Genomic DNA, 17,346 nt, shown 5'->3' on the forward strand with positions numbered 1-17,346 from the left:
GCTGGGGTGGGAGCGAGGCGGAGTCCAGATTTCGTCTGGTGGTGGCCCGCGGGAGCCAGGCTACCGGTGTTGTGACCGGGCTTGCGCGGGACGCCGCCAGGCGGAATCCGGGCCCGCCACAGCCCCGCCTCAGTCATGAAACAGGCGCCAGCCGGCGGTCCTCGGCGGCGACGCGGCGGCGGGTGGTGCGGCGGTAGCGGTAGACCTGGACCGCGCCGATGGCCCACAGCAGGTACTGCACCGCGAAGGCCCACCGGAACGCGGTGAGCGACGGGTGGTCGGCGCCCGGTGCGGTCTGCCGGTCGAGCAGCACCCCGACGGCGACGATGACCACGATCGACGCCGCGAACCCGCCCACGTTCACGATCCCGGTCGCGCCGCCGATGCGGTCGGCCGGGTTGTACGACCGCGCGTAGTCGAAGCCGATCATCGCGCCGGGGCCGTTGACCGTCAGCACCAGCACGAGCACGACGAGCAGCCACAGCGGGGCGCGGCCGGGCCACAGCAGCACCGCGGTCCAGGCCAGCGCCGACGCGCCGACGATGCCGAGGACGAGGTTCGAGCGGTGATACGGCAGGCGCCCGCAGAAGTGCCCGATCAGCGGCCCCATCAGCAGGCCGCCGACGGTGAGCAGGGACAGCAGCAGCGCGGCGGTGTCCGGGGTGAGGCCCTCGCCCTGGGTCAGGAACGGGTAGCCCCACAGCAGCGCGAACACCGTGCCGGAGAACTGGGTCACGAAGTGCGTCCACAGCCCCAGCCGCGTGCCGGGATGCGACCAGGAGGTGCGCAGCCCGAGGCCGCGCTTGGCCCGCCCGCCGCCGGCCCCCGCGTCGCCGGCCTCAACCCGCGGGTCCGTCGCGGTCGTGGCCGGGTGGTCGCGCAGGGCCGTCACCACCAGGACCACCGCTGCGGCGCCCAGGACCGCCGAGACCAGGAACGTGGCCGTCCAGCCGGCGTGGCGCAGCAGGAGCACGAGCGGTACCGCCGAGGAGAGCGCGCCCAACTGCCCCACCATGCCGGTCAGCTGCACCATCAGCGGGTTGCGCCGCGGCGGGAACCACAGCGCCACGATGCGCAGCACGCTGATGAAGGTCATCGCGTCGCCGACGCCGATGAGCACGCGCGCGGCGATCGCCGTGCCGACGTCGCCCGCGAACGCGAACACCAGCTGGCCCGCGACCATCAGCACGCCGCCGGCCGCGAGCATGCGGCGCGAGCCGAAGCGGTCGAGCAGGACGCCCACCGGGATCTGCATGCCGGCGTACACGACCAGCTGCGCCACGGAGAGCATCGACAGCAGCGCGGTGCCCACGCCCAGGCGTTCGGCGGCGGCGACCCCGGCCACGCCGAGGGAGGATCGGTGGAAGACGGCGACGATGTACGCGAGGAGCCCGACGCTCCACATGAGGTAGCGGCGCATAGCAGGACTGACGCTATCGGTCCGGAGCCTGGCGATGGGGCGAGTGTGACGGCCCTCAACTGTGCGTTTGCAGACACCGCCTACGCTGTCGAGGTCTGCTTTGCCGCTTTGAGGACAGTCATGACCGACCTGACCGCCACGCCCATCGCGTGGGAGCACTCCGGCGACGGCGAGTTCCCCTATCGCGCCGAGGTCGACGGCCGGACGCTCACCGTGCGGGTCAACGACTTCCCGGCCGAGCAGCTGTACACGCTCATCGTCGACGGCGCGGAGCTCGCCGACCTCGACGACTGGCCGGTGTCGTGGCGCCGCCCGCCGGTACCGAATCATCTGCTGGACCTGGTGGCGCGGCCGGTGACCACCGACCTGCTGCGGACCTGGGCGCGGCGCGTGTGCGGCGTGACCACGGAGCACGCGGCCGAGGTCGCGGCCCTGTTGGGCCTGCCCGCGCCGACGCAGGACGACCTCGGCCGGCTCTTCGTGCGGCCCAGCCCGCCCGGCACGGCGTGGCTGCGGCTGTTCATGAACGAGCGGGCCGGGCTCGCGTCGGTGGAGATCCGCTTCGCCGAGCCGTCGCTGACCCGGGCCGAGCTCGACGCGTGCTTCGGGCCGAGCCAGAACCTGCCGCGGGTGCACCGGGACTCCCCGCACGTGACCGCGCACCGGGTGACCGCGCCGGACGCGCCGCTGTCGTGCACGCTGTTCGCGTCGTTCTGGGCGCCGTCGACGGCTGAGGGGCCGGAGCCGGCCCGGCACGCCTTCCAGGTGTCGCTGCGCCGCGACCACCAGTAGAGACGCCCGCGCGCAGCCCTGCCCAGCGGAAACCGCAACCACTGCGCGCAGCGCCGGCAAAAGTGCCCGCGAAGCGGGCATGGGGGGCTCCGGGGTGGAAACCCCCCGACAGCGCCCGAGCGAAGCCCCGCCCGGCGATAACCGCAACCGCTAGGCGCAACCACCGCGCGCAGCGCCCGCAAGAGTGCCCGCGGAGCGGGCATGGGGGGCCCGGGGTGGAAACCCCCCGACAGCGCCCGAGCGAAGCCCCGCCCGGCGATAACCGCGACCGCTAGGCGCAACCACTGCGCGCAGCGCCCGCAAAAGTGCCCGCGAAGCGGGCATGGGGGGCTCCGGGGTGGGAACCCCCCGGCAGCGCCCGAGCGAAGCGAGCGCCAGGCTAGGAACTGCGCGCAGCGCCCGCAAAAGTGCCCGCGAAGCGGGCATGGGGGGCTCCGGGGTGGGAACCCCCCGGCAGCGCCCGAGCGAAGCGAGCGCCAGGCTAGAAACCGCCAGGCTAGAAACCGCCAGGCCAGAAACTATCTAGTCCTGCACGTAGGTCGACAGGAAGCGGCCGAGGCGTGTCACCGCGTCCTCGAGGTCGGCGACCCGCGGCAGCGTGACGATCCGGAAGTGGTCCGGCTGGTGCCAGTTGAAGCCGGTGCCCTGCACGACCAGCACCTTTTCGGCCTTGAGCAGGTCGAGGGCGAAGCGCAGGTCGTCCTTGATCGGGTGCACCTCGGGGTCGATCCGGGGGAACATGTACAGCGCCCCCTGCGGCTTCACGCACGACACGCCCGGGATCTCGTTGAGCATCTTCCAGGCCACGTCGCGCTGCTCCAGCAGCCTGCCGCCCGGCAGGATCAGGTCGTTGATGCTCTGGTAGCCGCCCAGGGCGGTCTGCACCGCGTGCTGCGTCGGCACGTTGGGGCACAGCCGCATGTTGGCCAGTATGTCGAGGCCCTCGATGTAGCTCGTCGCGTGCGCCTTCGGGCCGGCCAGCACCATCCAGCCGGTGCGGAAGCCGGCGACCCGGTAGGCCTTGGACAGCCCGTTGAACGTGATCGTCAGCAGGTCGGGCGCGACCGCGGCGGTCGAGATGTGCTCGGCGTCGTCGAAGAGGATCTTGTCGTAGATCTCGTCGGAGAAGATCAGCAGGTCGTGCCGGCGGGCGACCTCGGCGATGCGTTCGAGCAGCTGCCGGGAGTACACCGCCCCGGTCGGGTTGTTGGGGTTGATGACGACGATGGCCTTCGTCCGCGGCGTCACCTTCGCCGCGATGTCCTCGACGTCGGGCATCCACTCGTTGCTCTCGTCGCACAGGTAGTGCACGGGCCGGCCGCCGCACAGCGACACCGAAGCGGTCCACAGCGGGTAGTCGGGGGAGGGGATGAGCACCTCGTCGCCGTTGTCCAGCAGCGCCTGCAGCGACATGACGATGAGTTCGGAGACGCCGTTGCCGAGGTACACGTCCTCGATGTCGACGCCGTACACCTCCTTCTGCTGGTAGTACTGCACCACGGCCCGGCGGGCCGACAGCAGGCCCTTGGAGTCGCCGTAGCCGTGCGCGACCGGCAGGTTGAGGATGACGTCCTGGAGGATCTCCTCCGGCGCCTCGAACCCGAACGGTGCCGGGTTGCCGATGTTGAGTTTCAGGATGTGGTGGCCGTCGGCCTCCATGCGTTTCGCGGCGGCCATGACCGGTCCGCGGATGTCGTAACAGACGTTGGCCAGCTTCGCGGACTGTGTCACCTGCATGGCAGGCACATTACGACTCGCCGCCCAGTCCCGCGGTAACCACTTCCCACGATGTGGCTTCTCTCGCTGCCGGCCCGCTGGTCGGGCGCCGGTACGATACGCGACAGTAGCGACGGGGAGGCGCGGTGCAGGGTTTCGGCGATCTGGAAGCGGCCCTGATGGAGCTGCTGTGGCGGCGTGAGCGGCCGACCACGGTGCGTGAGGCGATGTCGGATCTGACGTGGCATCGCGACCTGGCGTACACGACGGTGATGACGGTGCTGGACACGCTGTACCGCAAGGGCTGGCTCACCCGCGAGCCGGACGGGCGCGCCTACCGGTATTCCCCGGCGCTGACCCGCGACGAGTACGTGGCACGCACCATGCACGACGTCCTCGTCGACAGCGGCGACCGCATCGAGGCGCTGACGCACTTCGTCGGCCGGATGACCCTGGACGAGGCCGCCGCGCTGCGCGAGGCGCTGGCCGGCTACGAGCGGCGGATCGCCGGACGATGAGCCCGCTGCTGCTGGTCGTCTTCGCCGCCGCGCTCGCCCTGGTCGGCGCGCCGCGGCTGGCCGCCGCCGGCTGGGTGGTCCGCTCGCCCCGCCTCGGCGTGGCCGCGTGGCTGGCCCTGTCCGTGGCGATCCTGCTGTCCGGGCTGTTCGCCGGCCTGAGCCTGCTGCTGTACTGGGACTGCGCCCACGACCTGGTCGACGGCGTCTGGCACGTGTGCCTGGACGCGCTGCTGGGCCGGCACAACCGCACCGCCCGCCTCGCCGCGATCGCGGGCCTCGCCGCCCTGCTGCTCATCGGCGCCCGCGTGCTGTACAGCGCCGGGCGCCTCTATGCCGCGCACCGCACGACCCGCAGCCGCCTGCGCGTGCTCGTGCGCCTGGCCGCCGGCCCGTCCCCGCTGCCCGGTGCGACGGTCGTGGCGCACCCCGAGCCGGCCGCGTACCTCGTGCCCGGCCCGCTGCTTCCCGGCCGCCACGCCGACATCGTCGTCACCACGGCCGCGATCGACCGGCTCGCCGCCCCGGAGCTGTCCGCCGTCCTGGCCCACGAGCGCGGCCACCACGCCGGCCGGCACTACGAGGCCACCCGCTGGATGCGGATGCTCGCCCAGGCCTTCCCGTGGGCGCGCTGTTTCCGGCTGGGTCGCCAGCAGGTCGACCGGCTGGTCGAGCTGTGCGCCGACGACACCGCCGCGCGCAGCGCCGCGCGGATCGACCTGGCCCGCGCCCTGGTCGCGATGGCCGGCCCGGGCCCGGACGCCTCGCTGGCGATGCACGGCGGCGACGCCCTGGAGCGCCTGCACCGGCTGCTCGCCCCGCCGGCCCCGCTGCGCGCGTCGGCCCGGACCGCGATCGCCGCCACCTGCGGCCTGCTGCCGGTCACGCCGGTGGCGCTCGCCGTGCTCGAACGTACCGTCGCCTGGGCCTCGCTCGCCGGGCTGTAACGGCCCGCGCCGCGTCTCGCGCTCGGCGGGCTGCTGTGTAGGAAATGGCTGCCATGACCGCCATTTCTTACACACCGGTCGCGACCAGACGATATTTCGGTTACGCGGAAAGTGAAGCGCCACGCCGGGTTGTGACCAAGGGGAGGTGCCATCCCGGCGCGGCGGTACCCATCGTACTACTAGGTTGGCTCGTAGTGCCCCGTCAGTTCGAGGTGATCGAGGGGCCGTGCCCGCCGCCGCTGATCTGGGTACCCTGCGCGAAGCCCGTCTCCAACCGGGCCCGCAGCGCGTCGAGCTCGGAGAACTGCGCGCTGTGGGCCGACTCGCTACCCTGCGCGGCGAACACCGAGTCGGACACCGTGGAGTCGTGGGAGTAGCTGGTGAAGTCCGTCGACTCGTAGTGGCTGCCGTCCGCGCCGGTGAACTCGACGTGCCGGCCCGTCTCGAAGTCGGTGGACTCGGACGCCGAGTGCTCCTGCGCGAACACGCCGAACTGCGACTGGAAGTCCTGTTCGCTGCCCGCGGCCTGGTGCAGCTGCTCGAGCTCGCTTGACTCGTGCCCGGTCGAGAACTCTCCGTACTCGCTCATGTCGTTCGTCCTCTCGAAGGTGGGGTACCGATGCGGGAACACTACTAGCCATCTTCGTAGATGAGCCTCCCCGATTCGTGCCAGCAGGGGGTCGGCTACGAGGGCAGGTCGTATGTAGCGCAGCCGCGGCGGAGTGGATACGGTCGGCGGGTGCGATTGGTGATCATTGGGGCCGGTGCGGTCGGGGGCGTGGTCGCCGGGCGGCTCGCCGGGGCCGGCGTGGACGTCGTGGTGGTCGCGCGCGGCGCGCACCTCGAGGCGATCCGGCGCGACGGGCTGCTGCTGCGGGAGGCGGACGGGGACTCCGTGCACCGGATTCCGGCCTGCGCGGGGCCGGAAGAGGTCGACTGGCGCGACGGCGACGTCGCGGTGCTGGCGGTCAAGAGCAACGACACCCACGACGTGCTGGAGCGGCTGCCCCGCGGGCTGCCGATCGTCTGCCTGCAGAACGGGGTGGCCAACGAGCGGGCGGCGCTGCGGGTGTCCGGCGACGTGTACGGCGTGTGCGTCATGCTCCCCGCCACGCACCTCGCGCCGGGCGTCGTCGTGGCGCAGTGCGCGCCGGTGCCGGGGATCCTGGACATCGGGCGCATACCGGGCGGGACGGACCGGACGAGTCACGAGCTCGCGGGAGCCTTCGTGCGGGCCGGGTTCCACTGCGAGGTCCGCGAGGACGTCATGCGCCGCAAGTACGCCAAGCTGCTGCTGAACCTCGGCAACGCCGTCGAGGCCCTGTGCGGGCGGGTCGATGGGCTCGACGAGGCGAGCGCACCGGTCCGGGCCGAGGGCGAGGCGGTGCTGCGGGCGGCCGGTATCGCGTACGCCACCGCCGAGGAGGACGCCGAGCGGCGCGGGGACATCCTGCAGTGGCGGGTCGTCGCCGGGCAGGGGCGGGGTGGCGGGTCGACCTGGCAGAGCCTGGCCCGCGGCACCGGCAGCGTCGAGGCCGACTACCTCAACGGCGAGATCGTGCTCCTGGGCCGGCTGCACGGGCTGCCGGTCCCGGCCAACGAGACGGCCCGCCGCCTGGTCGTGCGGGCCGCGCACCGCCGCGCGGCGCCGGGCGGCATGACCCCGGCCGAGTTCCTCGCCGCGATCGAGCACGAACGGTCACAGACTCAAAAATTATGAAATGTCCGATTTCTGGGAAGCGTCCGTGAGTTTGCGCACGGAACGATCGCGCCGCGCCGGGTAACACCCGCCCGCTTGGCAGGATGACCGCGTGGGAATGCAGGCGGTGCTCTTCGACATGGACGGGACCCTCGTGGACAGCGAGAAGGTCTGGGAAGTGGGGCTCACCGAGCTCGCCGCCCACCACGGCCGGCCGCTGTCCGCGCAGGCGCGGCGCGACATGATCGGCACCAACATGGCCGACTCGATGCGCATCCTGCACGCCGACCTCGGGCTGCCGTTCACCCGCGAGGCGATGGACCACAGCGTCGGGTGGCTCGAGCAGCGGGTCAAGGAGCTGCTGCGCGCCGGGGTGCCGTGGCGTCCGGGGGCCCGCGAGCTGCTCGCCGCGCTGCGCGCCGAGGGGGTGCCGCTCGCGCTCGTCACCGCCACCCACCGGCACCTGGTCGACGTGGCGCTGCTGACCATCGGCGCCGACAACTTCGACGCCGTCGTGGCGGGCGACGAGGTGGACGAGACCAAGCCGCACCCGATGCCCTACCTGACCGCCGCGCGGCTGGTCGGGGCCGAGGCGCGCGACTGCGTGGCGGTCGAGGACTCGCCCAACGGCATCCGCAGCGCGCGGGCCGCGGGGTGCGCCGTCCTCGCCGTACCGTGCGAGATCGAGCTCGACCCCGAGGGCGTGACGCTGGCCGGCTCACTGCTGGACGTCGACGTCGACTACCTGCGCAAGCTCGTCGCCTGACAGCTCCGGCGCCCGCGGTCCGCGAAGGACCGCGGGCGCCCATTCCCCCCCCAGCCGGAACGCTCGATCGGTGATCAGTCGTGCGCGATGGCCCGCAGCACGTTGACCCGCGCGGCGCGGATCGACGGCAGCACCGCGGCGACGACGCCGACGAGCGCGGCGAGCACCAGGTACGTCGCCATCTGCGACCACGGGAACGCCATCTCGGTGATGCCGTCGTTCTTCAGGGCCCGCACCACCGCCGCGCCCAGGCCGGTACCGACGGCGAGGCCGAGCAGCGCGCCGAAGACCGAGATGACGACCGCCTCGACGGTGACCATCCGCATCGTCTGCGCCCGGCGCATGCCGATCGCCCGCAGCAGGCCCAGCTCCCGGGTGCGCTCCAGCACCGACAGCGCCAGGGTGTTGACGATGCCGAGGACCGCGATGAGGATCGCCAGCGCCAGCAGCACCTGGATCATCGTGAGCAGCTGGTCGAACTGCGCCGACTGCGCCGCGACGAACTGGGCCCGGTTGGCCACGGACACCTCGGGGTTGTCCTTGAGCAGGGTGTCGACCCGCCGCTGGACGTCGTCGACGGACGCGCCGGGGGCGACCTTCACGAACCCCCACGCCGGCTGCTGGACGCGGAAGTCCGGGATGAGGTCGGGGGAGACGACCAGGCCCCGCGTGATGTCGCTCTTGCTGTAGAGGCCCACGATCGTCACGTGGTGCACGTCGCCACGGCTGAACTGCATCTCCACCGTCTGCCCGACGGCGAGGTGACGCTCCTGGGCGGTGGCCGGGTCGACGACCGCCTGCTCCTTACCGGTCCACCGCAGCGTGCCCTGCTCGGCCTTGAGCTTGAACATCTCCGCCCACGCCGCCGCGTCGGGCACCGCCGAGACCGAACCGCGCTCGTTGCCGATTCTGCCGAACTCCCAGTACTCGCTGGCCGTGCTCGCCACGCCCGGAATCGTCGCCGTCGAGGTCATCACGGCCGGGTCGAACGTCGCCGGGCCGTTCTGGTCCCCGTCACCGGAGATGATCAGGTCCACGCTTACCTGCGTGTCCGCCTGCGCGTTCAGGCTCTGCTTGACCGAGGCGAGGACGACATTGACGCCGGTGATGAGGGCCAGGCCGACCATCAGCGCGGCCGCGGTGATCGCGGTGCGGCGCGGGTTGCGCCCGGAGTTGAGCCGGCCCAGCTTGCCCGGGACCGACCAGGAGAACAGCCGGCCGAGCAGGCCGACCACCGGGCGGGCCAGCAGCGGCGTGAGCAGCGCGACGCCGATGAACGTGACGAGCACGCCGCCGAGGATCAGGAACAGCGTGGTGTTGCCGCTGCCCTTGCCGGCCAGGCCCAGGCCCAGCAGGGTGCCGCCGGCCGCGCCGACGATCGCGCCGCTGACCGTGAGCTTCGTCAGCGGCCGGTCGGGCGTGGCCACCTCCTGCAGCGCGGCGATCGGCGGGATGCGGCTGGCGCGCAGCGCCGGCAGCACCGCCGCCACCACCGTCACCAGCAGACCCACCACGAAGGCGCTGATCACGGCCGAGGCCGGCACGCCGACGGAGGCCAGCGCGACGCCGGAGACGTTGCCGAAGACCCACGCCAGCAGCACCCCGACGCCGATGCCGGCGGCCAGGCCGAGCACGGAGGCGAGCAGGCCGATGGCGACGGCCTCGATGAGCACCGAGCCGAGCGTCTGGCCGCGGCTGCCGCCGAGCGCCCGCATCAGCGCCAGCTCCCGGGTCCGCTGGGCCACGATGATTGAGAACGTGTTGAGGATGAGGAACGTGCCGACGAACAGCGCCACGCCCGCGAAGCCGATGAGGACGTTGTTGAAGAAGCCGAGGCCCTGCTTGAAGTCCTGGGTCGTGGCCGCCTGCAGCTGCGCGTTGGTCTGCACCTTGTAGTCCGCGCCGAGCGCCGTGGCGATGCGGTCGCGCACCTCGTCGTGCGTCACGCCCGGGGTCGTGTTGACGCTGATGCTGCTGTACACGTTCTTCTCGCCGAGCATCAGCTCCTGGGCGACCGGCGTGGTGAACGAGACCTCCAGGGCACCGCCGAGGGAGTCCCGGTCGCCGCTGTAGCCGAAGATGCCGACGAGCTTGAAGGTGCGCTTCGGCTGCAGGGTGAGCACCCCGACCTCGTCGCCGACCTTGAGCCCGGCGTTCTTGGCCGTGGTCGCGTTGACCGCGATCTCGTCGTCGGCGCTCGGCCCGCGCCCCTCGCGCAGCTGCAGCAGGTCGCTGGTGCCGGTCCAGTTCTGGCCGATGCGGGGCGGGCCGAACGTGGTGACGACCTTGCCGTCCTTGCCGATGACCCGGGCGCCGTCCGCGGCCGCCTGCGCGGACACGCTCGCCACGCCGGGCACCGCCTTGACCTTGCCGATGACGTCGGCGGGGATGTTGGTGGCGTGCTGCGGGCCGTCGATCCCGCCGCTGGCGACCTTCGGCTGGTGGGTCACCGCCACGTCGGTGCCCGCGTACACGGAGGCGAACAGGCTGTCGAACGAGCGGCCCATGGTGTCGGTGAGCACGAACGCGCCCGACACGAACATGACGCCGAGCACGACCGCCAGCCCGGACAGGACCAGCCGCAGCTTGCGCGAGAGCAGGCTCTTGAGCGTTGCCTTCAGCATCGGACTCAGACCACCTTGTCCGCGTGCGTGTCCAGGCGCTTCAGGCGGTCCAGCACCGCGTCGGCGGTCGGCGCGTAGAGCTCGTCGACGATGCGCCCGTCGGCGAGGAAGATCACGCGGTCGGCGTAGGAGGCCGCGTTCGGGTCGTGGGTGACCATGACGATCGTCTGCCCGAAGTCGCGCACCGAGTTGCGCAGGAACGACAGCACCTCGGCGCCCGAGCGTGAGTCGAGGTTGCCGGTCGGCTCGTCGGCGAAGATGACCTCCGGCCGCGACACCAGGGCCCGCGCGCACGCGACGCGCTGCTGCTGGCCGCCGGAGAGCTGGCTGGGCCGGTGCCCGAGCCGGTCGCGCAGGCCGACCGTGTCGATGACGGTGTTGTACCACGAGGGATCCGCCTTGCGCCCGCCGATCGACAGCGGCAGCAGGATGTTCTCCTCCGCGGTCAGCGTCGGCAGCAGGTTGAACTGCTGGAAGATGAACCCGACCTTGGTGCGGCGCAGGTTCGTCAGCCCCCGGTCCGACAGGTCGGTGATCTTCGTGTCGCCGACGTACACCTGGCCCCGGGTCACGGCGTCGAGCCCCGCGAGGCAGTGCATGAGCGTCGACTTGCCTGAGCCGGACGGGCCCATGATCGCCGTGAACCGGCCCTTCTCCAGCTCCACCGACACCCCGGCCAGCGCGTTGACCTGCGCCTCGCCCGAGCCGTAGACCTTCCATACGTCGACCGCCCGCGCGGCCATCTCGGTGCGCGTCGCAACCGTTGCAGTCATCATGCCCCCTGGTGAATGGTGTGCACTCATCGTCAGGGCCCGGAGGACGAAAGACGTCCGCCCGCGGGGGTAGCGCCCACGGATATTGTGCTGGGGGAGCGTCCCGGAGCCGCACTCAGGGTCAACCCCGATCCGGCCCCCGGGCCCCGGCCCGCTCGGACACCCAGCACGAACGGGGCCGCGGCCACCCGGAGGCGACCGCGGCCCCTGACCGCCGCTGAGCGGCGGATACTACTCGTAGGAGATCGCGCCGAGCACGTTGAGCCGCACGGCGCGGATCGACGGGATGAGGCCGGCCACGCCGCCGACGACCATCGAGGCGAGGAAGTAGGCGATCATCAGGCCCCACGGCAGGGTCACCGCGCCGAAGCCCAGGACGTCCTTGAGCGCCGTCACGATCGCCGCACCCAGCCCCACGCCGACCGCCAGGCCCAGCACGGTACCGAAGACGGTGATGACGACCGACTCCGTGGTGACCATGAGCCAGGTCTGACTGCGGCGCAGCCCCACCGCTCGGAGCATGCCCAGCTCGCGGGTGCGCTCGATGACCGACAGCAGCAGGGTGTTGATGACACCGAGGACCGAGATGGCCAGGGCGATCAGCAGCAGCACCTGCACGATGACGAGCGCGATGTTGAAGCTCTGCTGGCTGCTCTTGACGTACTCGTCCTTCGTGTACGCCTGCACCTGCGGGTTGTCCTCGAGGATGTCGTTGACCGCGGCCTTCACCGTGGTCACCGACGCGCCGTCCTGCACCGCGACGTACACCTGCCACGGCTGTGGGAAGGCGAAGCCCGTCTGCGCATCGGCGTAGTCGATGACGATGCCGCCGCCGATCGCCGACTCGGCGGTGATGCCGACGAGCTTCAGCGTCTTCTGCGGGCCCTTGGCGAACGTGACGTCGATGGTGTCGCCGAGCTTGAGCTTGCGGTTCTCGGCGGTCTTCTTGTCCACGGTGAACTCGCCCTGCTCCAGCCGGTCGATGCGGCCCTGGTCGGCCTTCAGCTTGAGCACCGACACGCCCGCCGCCGGGTCGAGGTACGACAGCACGTAGTCCGGCTTGCCGTCGATCTGTACGGCGTCGACGGTGAACGCGGCCACCGTCTTCGCCTCCGGCAGGGCGGTGATGCGCTGCAGCTCCTGCGGGGTCACCACCGGCGGGATCTCGCTGGTCTGCTGGCCGAGCACCACGAGATCGGCCTGCAGGTCCTTGGCGACCGTGTCACCGAGCGCCGTGGACAGCGAGGTGAAGATCGTGCTGATCGCCGTGACGATCGCGATGCCGATCATCACCGCGCCGGCGGTGATCGCCGTGCGGCGGGGGTTGCGCGCGGAGTTGCGCCGGCCCAGCTTGCCCGGCACCGTCCAGGAGAACAGCGACCCGAGCCCAGCGACCAGCGGCCGGCTCACGATCGGCGTCAGCAGCGCCACGCCGATGAGGATGCCGAGCACACCGCCGAAGACCAGCGCCAGGGTCGCGTCGCCGGCGCCGGCCAGGCCCCACACCAGCGCGCCGATCGCGGCCGCGGTGATGACCGTGCCGGTCACCGTCAGGCGGGTCAGCGGCCGGTCGGGCGTGGCCGACTCGTGCATCGCCGCGATGGGGGCGACGCGGGACGCCTTGATCGCCGGCATGAGCGCCGCGATCATCGTGACGCCGATGCCGATCACGAACGACGCGACGATCGCCGAGACCGGGAACCCGAGGCCGGCGACCTGGGCGCCGTCGGCGAGGCCGACGAACAGGAAGGCGCCGGCCGCGCCGAGGCCGAGGCCGACCAGGAAGCCGAACACCGAGCCCACCACGCCGATGATCACGGCCTCCAGCAGTACCGAGCGGAGGACCTGGCCCCGTGCGGCGCCCATCGCCCGCAGCAGCGCCAGCTCCTTCGTGCGCTGGGCCACGATGATCGAGAACGTGTTGAGGATCAGGAACACGCCGACGAGCAGGGCCACGGCGCCGAAGCCCAGCAGAACGTAGTTGAAGTACTTCAGCACGTTCTTGATGGCCTCGCCGGACTCTTCGGACAGCTCCTTGCCGGTCTGCACCACGAACCCGTCGCCCAGCTCCGCCTTGATGGTGTCGCGCAGCTGCTCGTCGCTGACCCCCGGGGCGGCCTTGACGTCGATGGTGTTGAACTCGTCCGTGGCGCCGAGCATCGACTTCTGCGCCTTGGCGGTGGTGAAGAAGACCGTGCTCTCGCCGACCATCGAGTCGCGCCCGCCGGTGTACTGCGTCAGCCCGACGATCTTGTACGTGCTCCGCTCCCGGTCGCGGGTGATGACGTCCATCGAGTCGCCGAGCTTGTAGTTCGCCGCCTTCGACAGGCCCTTGTTGATGACGACCTCGTCGTCGGCCGACGGCGCCCGGCCCTCGGCGAGCTTGACGAACTGGTCCTCGCCGACCCAGTTCGCGCCGAACTGCTGCCCGGACTGGTTGATCACGATCTTGTTGTTGCGCCCGACCGGCATCGCCCCGTTGAGGAACACCTGGCCGGTGGCCTTCGCCACGCCGTCCAGCTTCGCGACCCGGTCCACGGTCGAGGCCGGGAACGTCGAGCTGTTGCCGGGGCCGTTGCCCTGCTGCTGGATCTGGGACTTCGCCGAGACCTCCACGTCGGTGTACGTGTAGATGTTGGCGAACAGGTTGTCGAACGTGCGCCCGAGCGTGTCGGTGAGCACGAGCGAGCCGGACACGAACATGACCGACAGCACGACCGCCACGGTCGACAGCGTCAGCCGCAGTTTGCGCGCCAGCAGGCTCTTCAGGGTTGCTCTCAGCATGGCGGTCAGGCCACCTCGCCGGCCAGGTCGCCGGGCACCTTGTCGAGGTTCTTGAGCTTGTCGAGCACCGCTTCGGCGGTCGGTTCGCGCAGTTCGTCCACGATGCGCCCGTCGGCGAGGAAGATCACCCGATCGGCGTACGAGGCCGCGTTCGGGTCGTGCGTCACCATCACGATCGTCTGCCCGAACTCGCGCACCGAGTTGCGCAGGAACGACAGCACCTCCGCGCCCGAGCGCGAGTCGAGGTTGCCGGTCGGCTCGTCGGCGAAGATGACCTCCGGCCGCGACACCAGGGCCCGCGCGCACGCGACGCGCTGCTGCTGGCCGCCGGAGAGCTGGCTGGGCCGGTGCCCGAGCCGGTCGCTGAGCCCGACCGTCTTGATGACGGTGTCGTACCACGCGGGGTCCGCCTTGCGGCCCGCGATCGACAGCGGCAGCAGGATGTTCTCCTCGGCGGTCAGCGTCGGCAGCAGGTTGAACTGCTGGAAGATGAACCCGACCTTGGTTCGCCGCAGGTTCGTCAGTGCACCGTCGGACATCCCGGTCAGCCGGGTGTCGCCGACGAAGATCTCCCCGCGGGTGACGGAGTCGAGACCCGCGAGCGTGTGCATCAGCGTCGACTTGCCGGACCCGGACGGCCCCATGATCGCCGTGAAGTGGCCACGCTCGAGCTCGACACTCACCCCGTGCAGCGCGATGACCTGAGCCTCGCCGCTGCCGTACACCTTCCACACGTCGACCGCGCGGGCGGCGATCCCGTCCCCCGTCGTGACAGTCGTGGTCACGCTCAGTTCCCCCTCGTGCAGTGGTCTCTCTTGTCTTGTCCACTACACGCTAAGGGCGCCCGTCACCCCGTCCCTCGTCCCCGAGAACGAAGTCAGGAGCCGGGGCGGACCAGTCCCGTCTCGTACGCGAGGACGACAGCCTGGACCCGGTCGCGCAGGCCCAGCTTCGTCAGCACGTGACCGACGTGGGTCTTGACGGTCGTCTCGCTCACCGACAGCGCCCGGGCGATCTCGGCGTTGGACAGGCCCTTGGCCAGCTGCACCAGGACCTCGCGCTCACGGTCGGTCAGCACGCGCAGGTCCCGTGGCGGCGCCGCGTCGGGGTCGGGCAGCGAGTCGGCGAACTTGTCCAGCAGCCGCTTGAGGATCCGCGGCGCGACGACCGCCTCGCCCGCCGCCACCGTCCGGATCGCGATGACCAGGTCGTCGGCGGGCACGTCCTTGGCCAGGAACCCGCTGGCACCGGCCCGCAGCGCCCCGACGACGTACTCGTCCAGGTCGAACGTGGTCAGGATGAGCACCCGCACGGGCAGCTTCGCGTCGACGATCGCGCGGGTGGCCGCGACGCCGTCCATGCGCGGCATCCGGATGTCCATGAGCACCACGTCGGGCAGCAGCCGGCGGGCCAGCTCCACGGCCTCGACCCCGTCGCCGGCCTCGGCCACGATGTCGAGGTCGGGCTCGCCGCCGAGCACCATGCGGAACCCGGTGCGCAGCAGGGGCTGGTCGTCGACGAGCAGCAGCCGGATGGGACGCGCCTCGCTCAACTCGCCAACTGCCTCTCTGCCGGTGCCTCGATGGGGATCCTCGCGTGCACACGGTATCCGCCCCCGGGGCGGGGCCCGGTGCGCAGGGTCCCGCCGTACAGCATCACGCGCTCGCGCATGCCCAGCAGCCCGTGCCCGACGGCCGCGGTGCCCAGCTGCGGCCCGCGCCCGGTGTCGCAGATCTCGACCGTCACGTCCGCGGGCCGGAACGTCAGCCGCACCTCGACCTTCGCCGCCCCGGCGTGCTTGAGCGCGTTGGTGAGGGCCTCCTGCACGATGCGGTACAGCGTCAGCGACACGCCGGGATCCAGCGGCCCCGGCTCGCCGTCGACCCGCAGCACCGCGGGCACGCCGGCCTCCCGGATCTGCTCCACCAGCCCCTCGATGCCCGCCAGCCCCGGCTGCGGCGCCAGTTCCCCGGCCGGCTCCGCCTCGGTCCGCAGCACGCTGAGCAGCCGCCGCATCTCCCGCAGCGCGGTGCGCCCGGTCTCCTCGATCGTGGCCAGCGCCTCGTCGGCCGCGGCCGGGTCCCGGGCCAGCATCCGCCGCGACCCGGTCGCCAGCACGCCCATCACGCTCACGTGGTGCGCCACCACGTCGTGCAGCTCGCGCGCGATGCGCCGGCGCTCCTCGGCCACGGCCTGCTCCGTCTGCGCCCGCTGGCTGGTCTCGGCGGTGCGGGCCCGATCCTCCAGCGCCGCGATGTACGCCCGGCGCGTCGCCACGGTGCGCCCCACGGTGAAGCACACCAGCGCGGTCATCGCGTGGAACACCAGGAAGATCCTCGCGTCGGGGTAGAAGACGGTGCCGCCGGCCCGCCCCAGCACGCCGGCCAGCACCAGCCCCGGCGCCCACATCACCGCCGTGGCCGCGAAGCCGCGCCGCACCGGCAGGTGCACCGCCGCCGTGTACGTCAGCACGATGATCCCGAACCCGCCCTCGACGAGCCGCAGCCCGGCAAGGAAGGGCACGACGGCGTGCGCCCCGGTCCAGAGCACGGCGACCCAGAGCCACCGCCGCCGGATCGCGACCGCCGCCAGGCCCAGCGACTCGTACACCAGCTGCGCCGGCAGGTCCGTGACCCCGAACGCGGCGCGCGCCGTGCTCTCGAGCCCGGCGCTGAGGAGTATCAGCAGGATCGCGAGCGCGATGTCCTGGGCGAGCGGGTGACCCCGCCGGCCGAGCAACTCCTTGACCCTGCGCACGCTATCGACGGTATCGGCTGCGTGGACCAGCCCATTCGTCGCCGCGCCTGAGCCGCTCTCCTCCTCAGGGATGAGCCCGCACTTCGCAGGGAGGACCCATGCGGCGTCCGGGCTCATGTCGCGAGGGCGGCCGTCGCCTCACGGGATGTAGCGCACCTCGGGGAAGGCTGGGCACGGGCCCTCGAGCAGGCGCTGCCGCTGATGGCGCAGGTGCAGGTCGAAGAACGCCAGCGGGTACGCCTGCTGGATGCGCACCGCCCGGCCGGGGTCGAGGGTGCCGATCCACCTGCGCAGTTCCTCGTCGCTCATCCCGACCGCCGCCGCGAGCTGCGGAAGCAGGACCTGATAGTCGTCGTACGCGTTGTGGGCCGCGCCGTCGGCCTGGACGTTGAGCTTCCAGCCGGTCAGGTGCGACCAGAACTGGGCGACCGGCGGCTCGGCCCGGGTGAAGTCCGCGGTCATCAGATTCCTTCCGTGGATACTCCGGCCTTCAGGCCGGAGAGGAAACGGAACCCCTGCGGAGCAGGACAGGGAAAGCTGATCCGCCGCCAAG

At 71.6% G+C, this 17,346-nt stretch carries 15 protein-coding genes; 5 read left to right on the forward strand and 10 right to left on the reverse strand.

The genetic code is table 11. The features are described from left to right. Window positions 1–133: 133 nt before the first annotated feature. Window positions 134–1,420: an MFS transporter gene (locus ABT297_RS35550; RefSeq protein ID WP_350556877.1), complete on the reverse strand. Its 1,287-nt coding sequence runs from the start codon at window positions 1,418–1,420 to the stop codon at window positions 134–136. Window positions 1,421–1,540: 120 nt separating this feature from the next. Between ABT297_RS35550 and ABT297_RS35555 the strand changes: the two genes are divergently transcribed. Beyond that, window positions 1,541–2,212, forward strand: a complete 672-nt coding sequence (locus tag ABT297_RS35555) for a hypothetical protein (RefSeq protein ID WP_350556878.1) — start codon at window positions 1,541–1,543, stop codon at window positions 2,210–2,212. Between the two features lie 522 nt (window positions 2,213–2,734). Here ABT297_RS35555 and ABT297_RS35560 read toward each other — a convergent pair. Next, a complete protein-coding gene (locus ABT297_RS35560; RefSeq protein ID WP_350556879.1) occupies window positions 2,735–3,949 on the reverse strand; it encodes a pyridoxal phosphate-dependent aminotransferase in 1,215 nt (404 codons plus the stop codon). 125 nt (window positions 3,950–4,074) lie between these two features. Here ABT297_RS35560 and ABT297_RS35565 point away from each other — a divergent pair, with 125 nt between their 5' ends. Together ABT297_RS35565 and ABT297_RS35570 are read left to right on the forward strand one after the other, a co-directional pair. Beyond that, window positions 4,075–4,446, forward strand: a complete 372-nt coding sequence (locus ABT297_RS35565; RefSeq protein WP_350556880.1) for a BlaI/MecI/CopY family transcriptional regulator — start codon at window positions 4,075–4,077, stop codon at window positions 4,444–4,446. Then, window positions 4,443–5,390: a M56 family metallopeptidase gene (locus ABT297_RS35570; RefSeq protein ID WP_350556881.1), complete on the forward strand. Its 948-nt coding sequence runs from the start codon at window positions 4,443–4,445 to the stop codon at window positions 5,388–5,390. Before ABT297_RS35565 ends, ABT297_RS35570 begins: the two co-directional genes overlap by 4 nt. 202 nt (window positions 5,391–5,592) lie before the next feature. Here ABT297_RS35570 and ABT297_RS35575 read toward each other — a convergent pair whose 3' ends face one another. Beyond that, window positions 5,593–5,979 (reverse strand): hypothetical protein, encoded by a 387-nt coding sequence (locus tag ABT297_RS35575; protein ID WP_350556882.1) that lies wholly within the window; start codon window positions 5,977–5,979, stop codon window positions 5,593–5,595. Between the two features lie 150 nt (window positions 5,980–6,129). Here ABT297_RS35575 and ABT297_RS35580 point away from each other — a divergent pair, with 150 nt between their 5' ends. Together ABT297_RS35580 and ABT297_RS35585 are read left to right on the forward strand one after the other, a co-directional pair. Next, entirely contained in the window at window positions 6,130–7,110 is a 981-nt protein-coding gene (locus ABT297_RS35580; RefSeq protein ID WP_350556883.1) for a ketopantoate reductase family protein, read from the forward strand. Between the two features lie 106 nt (window positions 7,111–7,216). Continuing rightward, window positions 7,217–7,855, forward strand: a complete 639-nt coding sequence (locus tag ABT297_RS35585; RefSeq protein ID WP_350556891.1) for an HAD family hydrolase — start codon at window positions 7,217–7,219, stop codon at window positions 7,853–7,855. Window positions 7,856–7,929: 74 nt separating this feature from the next. Here ABT297_RS35585 and ABT297_RS35590 read toward each other — a convergent pair whose 3' ends face one another. From ABT297_RS35590 to ABT297_RS35620, 7 genes are all read right to left on the reverse strand, one after another. Beyond that, complete coding sequence (locus tag ABT297_RS35590) at window positions 7,930–10,479, reverse strand: ABC transporter permease (RefSeq protein ID WP_350556884.1); 2,550 nt, start codon at window positions 10,477–10,479, stop codon at window positions 7,930–7,932. 5 nt (window positions 10,480–10,484) lie between these two features. Next, window positions 10,485–11,252 (reverse strand): ABC transporter ATP-binding protein, encoded by a 768-nt coding sequence (locus ABT297_RS35595; RefSeq protein ID WP_350556885.1) that lies wholly within the window; start codon window positions 11,250–11,252, stop codon window positions 10,485–10,487. Window positions 11,253–11,483: 231 nt separating this feature from the next. Continuing rightward, on the reverse strand, window positions 11,484–14,036 hold the full coding sequence (locus ABT297_RS35600) for an ABC transporter permease (protein ID WP_350556886.1): 2,553 nt from the start codon (window positions 14,034–14,036) through the stop codon (window positions 11,484–11,486). A gap of 5 nt (window positions 14,037–14,041) precedes the next feature. Further along, entirely contained in the window at window positions 14,042–14,821 is a 780-nt protein-coding gene (locus ABT297_RS35605; RefSeq protein ID WP_350556887.1) for an ABC transporter ATP-binding protein, read from the reverse strand. A 92-nt stretch (window positions 14,822–14,913) separates the two neighbouring features. Next, window positions 14,914–15,588 carry a response regulator gene (locus ABT297_RS35610; RefSeq protein ID WP_350556888.1) on the reverse strand — a complete coding sequence of 225 codons (675 nt, stop codon included), beginning with the start codon at window positions 15,586–15,588 and terminating at the stop codon, window positions 14,914–14,916. Continuing rightward, on the reverse strand, window positions 15,585–16,793 hold the full coding sequence (locus ABT297_RS35615; RefSeq protein WP_350556889.1) for a sensor histidine kinase: 1,209 nt from the start codon (window positions 16,791–16,793) through the stop codon (window positions 15,585–15,587). The genes ABT297_RS35610 and ABT297_RS35615 overlap by 4 nt, the downstream gene beginning before the upstream one ends. Before the next feature lie 138 nt (window positions 16,794–16,931). Beyond that, entirely contained in the window at window positions 16,932–17,255 is a 324-nt protein-coding gene (locus ABT297_RS35620; RefSeq protein WP_350556890.1) for a hypothetical protein, read from the reverse strand. Between the last annotated feature and the right edge of the window lie 91 nt (window positions 17,256–17,346).

Source organism: Dactylosporangium sp. NPDC000555 (genome assembly GCF_040300025.1).
GTDB lineage: Bacteria > Actinomycetota > Actinomycetes > Mycobacteriales > Micromonosporaceae > Dactylosporangium.